General features: G+C 62.8%; 13 protein-coding genes. All 13 read left to right on the plus strand.

The annotated features are described in order from the left end of the window. Positions 1 to 8: 8 nt before the first annotated feature. The 13 genes from rpoC to rpsC all read left to right on the plus strand — a co-directional run bounded on the left by rpoC (position 9) and on the right by rpsC (position 13,334). Positions 9 to 4,232 carry a DNA-directed RNA polymerase subunit beta' gene (gene rpoC / locus SMAL_RS03830; protein WP_004145274.1) on the plus strand — a complete coding sequence of 1,408 codons (4,224 nt, stop codon included), beginning with the start codon at positions 9 to 11 and terminating at the stop codon, positions 4,230 to 4,232. Positions 4,233 to 4,515: 283 nt separating this feature from the next. Next, on the plus strand, positions 4,516 to 4,890 hold the full coding sequence (gene rpsL, locus SMAL_RS03835; protein ID WP_004145320.1) for a 30S ribosomal protein S12: 375 nt from the start codon (positions 4,516 to 4,518) through the stop codon (positions 4,888 to 4,890). Between the two features lie 12 nt (positions 4,891 to 4,902). Next, a complete protein-coding gene (gene rpsG, locus SMAL_RS03840; RefSeq protein WP_004145321.1) occupies positions 4,903 to 5,376 on the plus strand; it encodes a 30S ribosomal protein S7 in 474 nt (157 codons plus the stop codon). A gap of 138 nt (positions 5,377 to 5,514) precedes the next feature. Then, positions 5,515 to 7,656 carry an elongation factor G gene (gene fusA, locus SMAL_RS03845; protein ID WP_012510155.1) on the plus strand — a complete coding sequence of 714 codons (2,142 nt, stop codon included), beginning with the start codon at positions 5,515 to 5,517 and terminating at the stop codon, positions 7,654 to 7,656. A gap of 51 nt (positions 7,657 to 7,707) precedes the next feature. Next, positions 7,708 to 8,898 (plus strand): elongation factor Tu, encoded by a 1,191-nt coding sequence (gene tuf / locus SMAL_RS03850; protein WP_012510154.1) that lies wholly within the window; start codon positions 7,708 to 7,710, stop codon positions 8,896 to 8,898. A 333-nt stretch (positions 8,899 to 9,231) separates the two neighbouring features. Then, complete coding sequence (rpsJ, locus tag SMAL_RS03855) at positions 9,232 to 9,543, plus strand: 30S ribosomal protein S10 (protein WP_005408208.1); 312 nt, start codon at positions 9,232 to 9,234, stop codon at positions 9,541 to 9,543. Positions 9,544 to 9,554: 11 nt separating this feature from the next. Continuing rightward, positions 9,555 to 10,205 carry a 50S ribosomal protein L3 gene (rplC, locus tag SMAL_RS03860; protein WP_004145336.1) on the plus strand — a complete coding sequence of 217 codons (651 nt, stop codon included), beginning with the start codon at positions 9,555 to 9,557 and terminating at the stop codon, positions 10,203 to 10,205. A gap of 12 nt (positions 10,206 to 10,217) precedes the next feature. Then, positions 10,218 to 10,823 (plus strand): 50S ribosomal protein L4, encoded by a 606-nt coding sequence (rplD, locus tag SMAL_RS03865; RefSeq protein WP_004145337.1) that lies wholly within the window; start codon positions 10,218 to 10,220, stop codon positions 10,821 to 10,823. Continuing rightward, on the plus strand, positions 10,820 to 11,119 hold the full coding sequence (gene rplW / locus SMAL_RS03870) for a 50S ribosomal protein L23 (RefSeq protein ID WP_004145338.1): 300 nt from the start codon (positions 10,820 to 10,822) through the stop codon (positions 11,117 to 11,119). Before rplD ends, rplW begins: the two co-directional genes overlap by 4 nt. 10 nt (positions 11,120 to 11,129) lie before the next feature. Then, positions 11,130 to 11,957 (plus strand): 50S ribosomal protein L2, encoded by an 828-nt coding sequence (rplB, locus tag SMAL_RS03875; RefSeq protein WP_004145339.1) that lies wholly within the window; start codon positions 11,130 to 11,132, stop codon positions 11,955 to 11,957. 6 nt (positions 11,958 to 11,963) lie between these two features. Beyond that, complete coding sequence (rpsS, locus tag SMAL_RS03880; RefSeq protein ID WP_004145340.1) at positions 11,964 to 12,233, plus strand: 30S ribosomal protein S19; 270 nt, start codon at positions 11,964 to 11,966, stop codon at positions 12,231 to 12,233. Positions 12,234 to 12,245: 12 nt separating this feature from the next. After that, positions 12,246 to 12,581 carry a 50S ribosomal protein L22 gene (rplV, locus tag SMAL_RS03885; RefSeq protein ID WP_004145348.1) on the plus strand — a complete coding sequence of 112 codons (336 nt, stop codon included), beginning with the start codon at positions 12,246 to 12,248 and terminating at the stop codon, positions 12,579 to 12,581. Positions 12,582 to 12,599: 18 nt separating this feature from the next. After that, complete coding sequence (gene rpsC / locus SMAL_RS03890) at positions 12,600 to 13,334, plus strand: 30S ribosomal protein S3 (RefSeq protein WP_004145350.1); 735 nt, start codon at positions 12,600 to 12,602, stop codon at positions 13,332 to 13,334. Positions 13,335 to 13,338 lie beyond the last annotated feature (4 nt).

The raw sequence follows: 13,338 nt of genomic DNA on the forward strand, positions 1-13,338 counted from the left end.
AGAACACCATGAAAGACCTGCTCAACCTCTTCAACCAGCAGCGCCAGACGCTGGACTTCGACGCGATCAAGATCGCGCTGGCTTCGCCGGACCTGATCCGTTCGTGGTCCTTCGGCGAAGTGAAGAAGCCGGAAACCATCAACTACCGTACCTTCAAGCCGGAACGTGACGGCCTGTTCTGCGCCGCCATCTTCGGCCCGGTGAAGGACTACGAGTGCCTGTGCGGCAAGTACAAGCGCATGAAGCACCGTGGTGTCGTGTGCGAGAAGTGCGGCACCGAAGTGACCCTGGCCAAGGTGCGCCGCGAGCGCATGGGCCACATCGACCTGGCTTCGCCGGTCGCGCACATCTGGTTCCTGAAGTCGCTGCCGTCGCGCATCGGCCTGATGCTGGACATGACCCTGCGCGACATCGAGCGCGTGCTGTACTTCGAAGCGTATGTGGTGACCGAGCCGGGCCTGACCGCCCTGGAGCGCCGCCAGCTGCTGACCGAAGAACAGTACCTGCAGGCCCGCCAGGAGCACGGTGACGACTTCGACGCCGCCATGGGCGCCGAGGCCGTGTACGAGCTGCTGCGCACCATCGACCTGCAGTCGGAAATGACCCGCCTGCGCGAAGAGATCGCCAGCACCGGTTCGGAAACCAAGCTCAAGCGCCTCACCAAGCGCATCAAGCTGATCGAAGCCTTCCTGGAATCGGGCAACCGTCCGGAGTGGATGGTCATGACCGTGCTGCCGGTGCTGCCGCCGGACCTGCGTCCGCTGGTGCCGCTGGATGGCGGCCGCTTCGCGACCTCCGACCTGAACGACCTGTACCGCCGCGTCATCAACCGCAACAACCGCCTGCGCCGCCTGCTCGAACTGAGCGCGCCGGACATCATCGTGCGCAATGAAAAGCGCATGCTGCAGGAATCGGTCGATGCGCTGCTGGACAACGGCCGTCGCGGCCGTGCCATCACCGGCACCAACAAGCGCCCGCTGAAGTCGCTGGCCGACATGATCAAGGGCAAGCAGGGTCGTTTCCGCCAGAACCTGCTCGGCAAGCGCGTCGACTACTCGGGCCGTTCGGTCATCGTGGTCGGTCCGTACCTGCGCCTGCACCAGTGCGGCCTGCCGAAGAAGATGGCGCTCGAACTGTTCAAGCCGTTCGTGTTCGCCAAGCTGCAGCGTCGTGGCCTGGCCACCACCATCAAGGCCGCCAAGAAGCTGGTCGAGCGCGAAGAAGCCGAAGTCTGGGACATCCTGGAAGAGGTCATCCGCGAGCATCCAGTGATGCTGAACCGTGCGCCGACCCTGCACCGTCTGGGCATCCAGGCGTTCGAGCCGGTGCTGATCGAAGGCAAGGCCATCCAGCTGCACCCGCTGGTCTGCACCGCGTTCAACGCCGACTTCGACGGTGACCAGATGGCCGTCCACGTGCCGCTCTCGCTGGAAGCCCAGCTGGAAGCGCGTGCGCTGATGATGTCGACCAACAACATCCTGTCGCCGGCCAACGGCGAGCCGATCATCGTGCCGTCGCAGGACGTCGTGCTGGGTCTGTACTACATGACCCGCTCGCTGGAAAACAAGAAGGGCGAGGGCATGGCCTTCGCCAACATCGCCGAAGTCAAGCGCGCCTACGACAACCGCGTGGTGGAACTGCACGCACGCGTCAAGGTCCGCATCACCGAGGTGGTGACCGACGAAGACGGCATCAAGCAGAACAAGACCTCGATCGTGGACACCACGATCGGTCGCGCCCTGCTGGCTGAAATCCTGCCGGAAGGCCTGCCGTTCGCGCTGGCCAACACCGAGCTGACCAAGAAGAACATCAGCCGCCTGATCAACTCCAGCTACCGCCAGCTGGGTCTGAAGGACACGGTCGTGTTCGCCGACAAGCTGATGTACACCGGCTTCGCCTACGCGACCCGCGCCGGCGTCTCGATCGGCATCGACGACATGCTGATCCCGGACGAGAAGAAGGGCATCCTCACCGAGGCCGAAGCCGAAGTGCTGGAAATCCAGGAGCAGTACCAGTCGGGCCTGGTCACCGCCGGCGAGCGCTACAACAAGGTGGTCGACATCTGGTCGCGCACCAATGAGCGCATCGCCAAGGCGATGATGGACACCATCGGTACCGAGAAGGTCGTCAATGCCAAGGGTGAGACCATCGACCAGAAGTCGATGAACTCGCTGTACATCATGGCCGACTCCGGTGCCCGTGGTAGCCAGGCGCAGATCCGTCAGCTGGCCGGTATGCGCGGCCTGATGGCGCGTCCGGATGGCTCGATCATCGAGACGCCCATCAAGGCGAACTTCCGCGAAGGCCTGAACGTGCAGGAGTACTTCAACTCCACCCACGGTGCCCGTAAGGGTTTGGCCGATACCGCGCTGAAGACCGCGAACTCGGGTTACCTGACCCGTCGTCTGGTCGACGTGGCGCAGGACGTGGTGATCACCGAGGTGGATTGCGGTACCACCGAAGGCCTGATCATGACCCCGATCGTTGAAGGCGGCGACGTGGTCGAGCCGTTGAAGGATCGCGTGCTGGGTCGCGTGGTTGCCGAGGACGTGTTCCTGCCGGGCAACGACGAAGATCCGATCGTCACCCGCAACACCCTGCTCGACGAAGCCTGGGTGGCCAAGCTGGAAGATGCCGGCGTGCAGACCATCAAGGTCCGCTCGACCATCTCCTGCGAATCGGCCTTCGGCGTCTGCGGTCGCTGCTACGGCCGCGATCTGGCCCGTGGCCACATCGTTAACATCGGTGAAGCGGTCGGCGTCATCGCCGCGCAGTCCATCGGTGAGCCGGGTACCCAGCTGACCATGCGTACGTTCCACATCGGTGGTGCGGCGTCGCGTGCGGCTGCGGTCGACAACATCACCGTCAAGACCACCGGCTCGGTCAAGTTCAGCAACCTCAAGTCGGTCGAGCATGCCAATGGCTCGCTGGTGGCAGTGTCGCGTTCGGGCGAAATCTCGGTGCTCGATGCTCACGGCCGTGAGCGTGAGCGCTACAAGCTGCCGTACGGCTCGATGATCGCCTCCAAGGATGGCGATGCAGTGAAGGCTGGCCAGACCGTGGCCAACTGGGATCCGCATAACCACCCGATCGTTTCGGAAGTGGCCGGTTTCATCCGCTTCATCGACTTCATCGACGGCGTCACCGTCATCGAGAAGACCGACGAGCTGACCGGCCTGGCCTCGCGCGAGATCACCGACCCGAAGCGCCGCGGCGCCCAGGCCAAGGATCTGCGCCCGATCGTCCGCATCGTCGACGCCAAGGGCAACGACCTGACCATCCCGGGTACCGATCTGCCGGCGCAGTACCTGCTGCCGCCGCGTTCGATCGTCAACCTGCAGGACGGCGCCGCTGTCGGCGTGGGCGACGTGGTCGCCAAGATCCCGCAGGAAGCGTCCAAGACCCGCGACATCACCGGTGGTCTGCCGCGCGTGGCCGATCTGTTCGAAGCGCGCAAGCCGAAGGATCCGGCAGTGCTGGCCGAGCGTTCGGGCATCATCAGCTTCGGCAAGGACACCAAGGGCAAGCAGCGCCTGATCATCAAGGACACCGATGGTTCGGAACACGAAGAGCTGATTCCGAAGTACCGCCAGGTGATCGTGTTCGAAGGTGAACACGTGACCAAGGGCGAAACCATCGTGGACGGCGAGCCGAGCCCGCAGGACATCCTGCGCCTGCTGGGTGTCGAGCCGCTGGCTGCCTACCTGGTCAAGGAAATCCAGGACGTGTACCGCCTGCAGGGCGTGAAGATCAACGACAAGCACATCGAGGTGATCACCCGCCAGATGCTGCGCAAGGTCGAGATCACCGATCAGGGCAGCAGCAAGTTCCTGAACGGCGAACAGGTCGAACGCCAGCGCGTTATCGAGGAGAATGCACGCCTCGGTGCCCGCAACGAGCTGATCGCCCGCTTCGATCCGGTGCTGCTGGGTATCACCAAGGCCTCGCTGGCGACCGAGTCGTTCATCTCGGCGGCCTCCTTCCAGGAGACCACCCGCGTGCTGACCGAAGCTGCCGTCCGCGGCACCAAGGACAACCTGCGCGGCCTGAAGGAAAACGTGATCGTCGGCCGCCTGATCCCGGCCGGTACCGGTCTGTCGTACCACAGCAATCGCCGTCGCGGCGCTTCCGGTCTCACCGAGTCGGAAATGCAGACCCTGTCCGGTACCCCGGCCGTGGTCGAGGCGCCGGCTGTCGAAGCCGAGACTGAACAGGCTTCGGGCGAAGAATGAGGTAACCGGTCCGGCCGCAAGGCCGGACCACCCCATCGGTCCATCGATGGGATTGGGAAAGGGCAGGGGAGATCGTCCGCGATCGACCTGGCCAACCTGAACGGGGTACATGGAGGCCCCCCAGTAACGTCCCGGGATCAGGGACGGGCTTGACAGGACGCGTTTGACTGCGTTCCTGGCAGGTTGCTACAATCGTCTGTCTCAGCAGGCCAGAATTTTGGCCTGCTTTAACATTTCCGCATCTCTGGCCGGATTTCCGGCCACCAATCAGAAGAACCTACTGATGGCGACGATCAACCAGCTGGTCCGCAAGCCGCGGCAAGCTACTACGTACAAGAGTGCCTCGCCGGCGCTCGACAAGTGCCCGCAGCGCCGTGGCGTCTGCACCCGCGTTTACACCACCACTCCGAAGAAGCCGAACTCGGCTCTGCGCAAGGTTGCCAAGGTCCGCCTGACCAACCAGGAAGAGGTGATCTCCTACATCGGTGGTGAAGGCCACAACCTGCAGGAGCACTCCGTGGTCCTGATCCGTGGCGGTCGCGTCAAGGATCTGCCGGGCGTGCGTTACCACACCGTCCGTGGTTCGCTCGACGCCGCCGGCGTTGCCAAGCGTCGCCAGGCCCGTTCCAAGTACGGCGCCAAGCGTCCGAAGGCATAAGGAGAGACCACTATGTCGCGTAAGGGTAATACTCCGCAGCGTTCCGTCCTGCCCGATCCGAAGCACGGAAGCGAAACCATCGCCCGCTTCATCAACATGGTCATGCAGAGCGGCAAGAAGTCCGTCGCCGAAAAGATCGTGTATGGCGCCATGGACGTGATCACCGAGAAGAACAGCAGCGCCAACGCCATTGAACTGGTGCAGAAGGCGCTGGACAACGTCGCTCCGGCGGTCGAAGTCAAGTCGCGCCGCGTCGGTGGTGCCACCTACCAGGTGCCGGTCGAAGTGCGTTCGTCGCGCAAGATGGCCCTGGCCATGCGCTGGCTGATCGACTCCGCGCGCAAGCGTGGTGAGAATACCATGCCGAAGAAGCTGGCTGCCGAACTGATCGACGCCTCGGAAAACCGTGGCGGCGCCATCAAGAAGCGCGAAGAAACCCACCGCATGGCCGAAGCCAACAAGGCATTCGCCCACTACCGCTGGTGAGTTTGACGGCCTTGTAAAACAGGCAGGGCAGCACCATTACGGTGCTGCCTCGCGGCCCCGGAAGGGCTGCGCCAATCCGAAGGCCGCCGCAAGGCGGCGTTCGGCCATCCGAAATCCAAGAAATCTGAGAGGCTCCCCGTGGCCCGTTCCACTCCCATCGAGCGTTACCGTAACTTCGGCATCATGGCCCACATCGATGCCGGCAAGACCACCACGTCCGAGCGCATCCTGTTCTACACCGGCAAGAGCCACAAGATCGGTGAAGTGCACGACGGCGCCGCCACCATGGACTGGATGGAGCAGGAGCAGGAGCGTGGCATCACGATCCAGTCCGCTGCGACCACCGCGTTCTGGAAGGGCATGGACAAGTCCCTGCCGGAGCACCGCTTCAACATCATCGACACCCCCGGGCACGTTGACTTCACCATCGAAGTCGAGCGTTCGCTGCGCGTGCTCGACGGTGCGGTGTTCGTGCTGTGTGCCGTCGGTGGCGTGCAGCCGCAGTCGGAAACCGTGTGGCGCCAGGCCAACCGTTACAAGGTGCCGCGCATCGCGTTCGTCAACAAGATGGACCGCACCGGTGCCAACTTCTACAAGGTCCGTGACCAGCTGAAGGCAAAGCTCGGCGCCGTCGCCGTGCCGATGCAGCTGCCGATCGGCGCTGAAGAAGGCTTCAAGGGCGTTGTCGACCTGCTGAAGATGAAGGCCATCCATTGGGATGAAGCCTCGCAGGGCATGAAGTTCGAGTACGGCGACATCCCGGCCGACCTGCAGGAAAAGGCTGAAGAAGCCCGTACCTTCATGATCGAAGCCGCGGCTGAAGCCAACGAAGAGCTGATGGAAAAGTACCTGGGCGGCGAAGAGCTGGCCGAGGCTGAAATCATCAACGCGCTGCGTACCCGTACCCTGGCCACCGAGATCGTGCCGATGTACTGCGGCTCGGCGTTCAAGAACAAGGGCGTGCAGGCCATGCTCGACGGCGTGATCCAGCTGCTGCCGTCGCCGGTCGACGTGCCGGACGTGACCGGTACCGACGTGGACGACGAAAACCTCGCCATGAGCCGCAAGTCGGACGACAAGGCTCCGTTCTCGTCGCTGGCCTTCAAGATCATCACCGATCCGTTCGTCGGCGCGCTGACCTTCTTCCGCGTCTACTCGGGCACCCTGAACGGTGGCGACACCGTGCTGAACTCGGTGAAGGGCAAGAAGGAGCGCATCGGCCGCATCCTGCAGATGCATTCGAACAACCGCGAAGAGATCAAGGAAGTTCTGGCCGGTGACATCGCCGCTGCCGTGGGCCTGAAGGACACCACCACCGGTGACACCCTGTGCTCGATCGACCAGCCGATCATCCTGGAGCGCATGACGTTCCCGGAGCCGGTGATCTCGATGGCTGTCGAGCCGAAGACCAAGTCGGACCAGGAAAAGATGGGTCTGGCTCTGGGTCGTCTGGCGCAGGAAGATCCGTCGTTCCGCGTCAAGACCGACGAAGAATCCGGCCAGACCATCATCTCGGGCATGGGTGAGCTGCACCTGGACATCATCGTCGACCGCCTGAAGCGCGAGTTCAACGTTGAAGCCAACGTCGGCGCGCCGCAGGTGGCCTACCGCGAAACCATCACCCTGGCCGACGTCAAGTCGGACTACAAGCACGCCAAGCAGTCCGGTGGTAAGGGTCAGTACGGTCACGTCGTGATCGAGCTGTCGCCGCTGACCGCTGCAGACCGTGCCGATGCCAAGCTGGCCCCGGCGATCAAGGACGACTTCCTGTTCGTCAATGACATCACCGGCGGCGTGATCCCGAAGGAATTCATTCCTTCGATCGAAAAGGGCCTGCGCGAAACCATCACCAGCGGTCCGCTGGCTGGCTTCCCGGTGGTGGATGTCAAGGTCAAGCTGGTGTTCGGCTCGTACCATGACGTCGACTCCTCGGAAATGGCGTTCAAGCTCGCTTCGTCGATGGCCTTCAAGCAGGGCTTCGCCAAGGCCAAGCCGGTTCTGCTGGAGCCGATCATGAAGGTCGAGATCGTGACCCCGGAGGATTACCAGGGTGACGTGATGGGCGACGTCAGCCGTCGTCGCGGCGTGCTGCAGGGTTCCGACACCACCGGTGACGGTTCGGCCAGCATCATCAACGCGATGATCCCGCTGGGTGAAATGTTCGGCTACGCCACTGCGCTGCGTTCGCAGACCCAGGGCCGTGCCACCTTCACCATGGAATTCGATCACTACGAGCCGGCGCCGAACAACATCGCCGAAGCCGTCATGAAGAAGGGCTGAGCCTCGCTCAGCCTCTCCTGAAAACCACTTACAAAATCAAGGTATACAACAATGGCAAAGGGTAAGTTCGAGCGCACCAAGCCGCACGTCAACGTCGGCACCATCGGTCACGTCGATCACGGCAAGACCACGCTGACCGCCGCACTGACCAAGATCGGTGCCGAGCGCTTCGGTGGCGAGTTCAAGGACTACTCCTCGATCGACGCCGCGCCGGAAGAAAAGGCTCGTGGTATCACGATCTCGACCGCGCACGTCGAATACGAATCCGAGAAGCGTCACTACGCCCACGTCGATTGCCCGGGCCACGCTGACTACGTCAAGAACATGATCACCGGTGCTGCCCAGATGGACGGCGCGATCCTGGTCTGCTCGGCCGCTGACGGCCCGATGCCGCAGACCCGCGAGCACATCCTGCTGTCGCGTCAGGTCGGCGTGCCGTACATCGTCGTGTTCCTGAACAAGGCCGACATGGTCGACGACGCCGAGCTGCTCGAGCTGGTCGAAATGGAAGTGCGTGAGCTGCTGAGCAAGTACGACTTCCCGGGCGACGACACCCCGATCATCGCCGGTTCGGCCCGTCTGGCGCTGGAAGGCGACCAGAGCGACATCGGCGTGCCGGCCATCCTGAAGCTGGTCGATGCCCTGGACAGCTGGATTCCGGAGCCGGAGCGTGCGATCGACAAGCCGTTCCTGATGCCGGTGGAAGACGTGTTCTCGATCTCGGGCCGCGGCACCGTGGTGACCGGTCGTATCGAGCGCGGCATCATCAAGGTCGGCGACGAAATCGAAATCGTCGGTATCCGTCCGGTGCAGAAGACCACCGTGACCGGCGTTGAAATGTTCCGCAAGCTGCTGGACCAGGGTCAGGCAGGCGACAACGCTGGCCTGCTGCTGCGCGGCACCAAGCGTGACGACGTCGAGCGTGGCCAGGTTCTGGCCAAGCCGGGTTCGATCAAGCCGCACACCAAGTTTGAAGGCGAAGTGTACGTGCTGTCGAAGGATGAGGGCGGCCGTCACACCCCGTTCTTCAACGGCTACCGCCCGCAGTTCTACTTCCGCACCACCGACATCACCGGTGCAGCCCAGCTGCCGGAAGGCGTCGAAATGGTGATGCCGGGTGACAACGTCAAGATGGTCGTCACCCTGATCAACCCGGTGGCAATGGACGAAGGCCTGCGCTTCGCCATCCGCGAAGGCGGCCGTACCGTCGGCGCCGGCGTGGTCTCGAAGATCATCGAGTAATCTGGTAGTATCTGCGCCCCGATGTTGCCTGGGTAGGGCATCGGGGCGTATCAAAATGGGAAAGCAGGCACAGGATGTGCCTTGTGTTCCCCGGACCAGGAAGGGTCAATGCCATTCAGGCGGCGTCAACAGGAGACTGTTGACAGCTGCCTTGCGTGCCATTATGCTTCTACGTCTGGGCAGACCGGGAAACGGGTCTGCCTACGTTTTTGAGGTCCATGGATTGACCTTGTCGGCCTGCAGGAGTGCGGGCCGTCTGTATTCAGGAATTTCATGGGACAAAGCAACCCAGAGGCTTTGTCTGTCGCTCTTTTAACGAAGGAACCTACCGCCATGGCGGACCAAAAGATCCGGATCCGGCTGAAAGCGTTCGATCATCGTCTGATCGACCGTTCGGCCAGCGAGATCGTTGAGACGGCCAAGCGGACCGGCGCGCAAGTGCGTGGCCCGATCCCGCTGCCGACCAAGATCGAGCGTTATACCGTTCTCGTCTCCCCGCACGTCGACAAGGACGCGCGTGACCAGTACGAGACCCGCACGCACAAGCGCGTGCTCGATATCGTTGACCCGAATGACAAGACCGTGGACGCGCTGATGAAGCTCGAACTGGCTGCCGGCGTCGACGTTCAGATCAAGCTGACCTGAGGACTACGACCATGACGAAGAAGTATTCGTTGGGCTTCGTGGGCCGCAAGGCTGGCATGAGCCGCGTGTTCACCGAAGATGGTCGTTCCATCCCGGTGACCCTGATCGAAGCAACCCCGAACCGCATCGCGCAGATCAAGACCGTCGAAACCGACGGCTACAGCGCCGTGCAGGTGACCGTCGGCGCGCGTCGCGCTGCCCTGGTCAACAAGCCGGAAGCCGGCCACTTCGCCAAGGCGAAGGTGGAAGCGGGTCGTGGCCTGTGGGAATTCCGCGTTGAAGACGCGCAGCTCGGCGATTTCGCCGTTGGCGGCGAAGTCAAGGCGGACATCTTCGAAGTCGGCCAGATCGTCGACGTCCAGGGTGTCACCAAGGGTAAGGGTTTCCAGGGCACCATCAAGCGCCACAACTTCCGTATGGGCGATGCAACCCACGGTAACTCGCTGTCGCATCGCGCGCCGGGTTCGCTGGGTCAGCGCCAGACCCCGGGTCGCGTTTTCCCGGGCAAGAAGATGTCGGGCCACATGGGCGCGGTGCAGCAGAGCACCCAGAACCTGGAAGTGGTCAAGGTCGACGTGGAGCGCGGTCTGATCGCGGTTCGCGGCGCCGTTCCGGGCGCGGCGGGTGGCGATGTAATCGTCCGTCCGGCGAGCAAGGCATAAGGAGAGATGACGATGGAACTCGTTATCACGGGTAGCAACAACAAGGTCTCGGTCTCCGACGCCGTGTTCGGTCGCGATTTCAGCGAAGATCTGGTCCACCAGGTCGTCGTTGCTTACCGCAACGCCGGTCGCGCCGGCACCAAGGCGCAGAAGACTCGCTCCGAAGTGGCAGGTACCACCAAGAAGTCGAAGAAGCAGAAGGGCGGCGGCGCGCGTCATGGCGCACTGACGGCTCCGATCTTCGTCGGCGGCGGTGTCACCTTCGCGGCAAAGCCGCGCAGCTTCGAGCAGAAGGTCAATCGTAAGCAGTACCGTGCCGCCATGTGCGCGATCCTGTCCGAGCTGAACCGTCAGGGCCGTCTGACCATCGTGGAGTCCTTCGATGTCGAAGTGACCAACACGAAGGGTCTGATCGCCAAGCTGGCCGGCCTGGAAGTGGGCAAGCGCCCGCTGATCGTCACTGAAGAAGCCTCCGAGCACCTGTACCTGTCCGCCCGCAATCTGCCGTACGTGCAGGTGCGTGACGTCCAGGGCCTGGATCCGGTGTCGCTGGTCGGTGCCGACACGGTCGTCATCACCGCTGACGCGGTCAAGAAGGTCGAGGAGTGGCTGGCATGAACAGCAACGAAAAAATCTTCAGCGTGCTGCGTGCCCCGCGTGTCTCCGAAAAGACCGCGCGCCTGCAGGAACTCTCCAACCAGTATGTCTTCGAAGTTTCGAACGAAGCCACCAAGGCCGATGTAAAGGCCGCGGTTGAGCAGCTGTTCGACGTCAAGGTCGAAGCAGTCAACGTGGTCAACGTCAAGGGCAAGAACAAGTCCTTCCGTAACCGTGCTGGCCGCCGCGGCGATTGGCGCAAGGCGTACGTTCGCCTGGCCGACGGCCAGTCGATCGATGTAACGGCCAAGGCCTGAGGTACATCCCATGCCATTGATGAAATTCAAGCCCACTTCCCCCGGCCGCCGTTCGGCCGTGCGCGTGGTCACTCCCGACCTGCACAAGGGTGCTCCGCACGCCGCGCTGGTCGAGTCGCAGAGCCGCTCGGGTGGTCGTAACCACCATGGCCGCATCACCGTGCGTCACGTCGGTGGTGGTGCCAAGCAGCACTACCGCATCATCGACTTCAAGCGCAACAAGCTGGGCATCCCGGCGCGCGTGGAACGCATCGAATACGATCCGAACCGCACCGCCCACATCGCCCTGCTGTGCTACGTCGACGGCGAGCGTCGCTACATCATCGCCCCGAAGGGTCTGAAGGCGGGTGATCAGGTGATCGCCGGTTCGGACGCCCCGATCAAGGCGGGCAACACCCTGCCGCTGCGCAACATCCCGGTTGGTACCACCATCCACTGCATCGAACTGAAGCCCGGCAAGGGCGCTCAGATCGCCCGCGCCGCGGGTGCGGCCGTGCAGCTGGTGGCTCGTGAAGGCATCTACGCCACCCTGCGCCTGCGCTCGGGTGAAATGCGCAAGGTTCCGGTCGAGTGCTGCGCAACCATCGGCGAAGTCGGCAACGACGAGCACAGCCTGGAAAAGCTGGGCAAGGCCGGTGCCAAGCGCTGGCGCGGCGTCCGCCCGACCGTTCGTGGTGCAGCCATGAACCCGGTTGACCACCCGCACGGTGGTGGTGAGGCGAAGGCCGGCCAGGGTAACCCGCATCCGGTCACCCCGTGGGGTGTCCCGACCAAGGGTTACAAGACGCGCCATAACAAGCGCACTCAGCAGTTCATCGTCCGCGATCGTAGGGGCTAATCGACCATGGCACGTTCACTCAAGAAGGGCCCGTTTGTCGATCACCACCTGGTTGCTAAGGTGGCTGCCGCTGCGGGTAGCAAGCGTCCGATCAAGACCTGGTCGCGTCGTTCGATGATCCTGCCTGACATGGTAGGCGTCACCATTGCCGTGCATAACGGCAAGAACCACATCCCGGTTCTCGTCAACGAGAACATGGTCGGCCACAAGCTCGGCGAATTTGCCATCACCCGGACCTTCAAGGGTCACGGTGGTGACAAGAAGTCGGGCAAGTAAGGAGAGATGACAATGGAAGCGAAAGCCATCCTGCGCACTGCGCGCATCTCCCCGCAGAAGGCTCGTCTGGTCGCTGACCAGGTGCGCGGTCTGCCGGCCGAGCGTGCGGTCAACCTGCTGAAGTTCTCTGACAAGAAGGCTGCCCACCTGATCAAGAAGGTGGTGGAGTCGGCTATTGCAAATGCCGAGAACAACCAGGGCGCCGACGTCGACGAGCTGAAGGTCCAGACCATCATGGTTGATGAAGGTCCGACCCTGAAGCGTTTCATGGCGCGGGCGAAAGGCCGCGGTACCCGCATCCTCAAGCGCACCAGCCACATCACTGTGGTTGTGGGCGCCGCCAAGTAAGCGGATAAGGAAAAGACCATGGGTCATAAAGTTCATCCGATTGGTATCCGCCTCGGCATTTCCAAGGACTGGAACTCCAAGTGGTACGCCAACAAGGCCGAGTTCGCTGGTTACCTGGCAGCCGACCTGAAAGTTCGCGAAATGCTGCGCAAGAAGCTGGCTCAGGCCGGCATCAGCAAGATCCTGATCGAGCGTCCGGCCAAGACCGCTCGCGTGACGATCCACACCGCCCGTCCGGGCGTGGTGATCGGCAAGCGCGGTGAGGACATCGAGAAGCTGCGCAAGGAAGTGAGCGAGATGATGGGCGTCCCGGCGCACATCAACGTCACCGAAGTGCGCAAGCCGGAGCTGGACGCACAGCTGGTTGCCGAATCGATCGCGCAGCAGCTGGAGCGTCGCATCATGTTCCGCCGCGCCATGAAGCGCTCGGTGGGCAACGCGATGCGCCTGGGTGCCCTGGGCATCAAGGTCAACGTCGGTGGCCGCCTCAACGGTGCAGAAATCGCCCGTTCCGAGTGGTACCGCGAAGGTCGCGTGCCGCTGCACACCCTGCGTGCCGACATCGACTATGGCTTCGCTGAAGCCAAGACGACCTACGGCATCATCGGCATCAAGGTCTGGATCTACAAGGGCGAAGTCTTCGATTTCTCTCAGGTTGGCCAGGAAAAGCAGGACGACACCCCGTCGCGCAACGATCGTCACGATCGCGGCGACCGTGGTGACCGTCAGCGCCCGGCCCGTGAAGCGAGGTAACGAC

The sequence above is a fragment of the Stenotrophomonas maltophilia R551-3 genome (assembly GCF_000020665.1).
Classification (GTDB): domain Bacteria; phylum Pseudomonadota; class Gammaproteobacteria; order Xanthomonadales; family Xanthomonadaceae; genus Stenotrophomonas; species Stenotrophomonas maltophilia_L.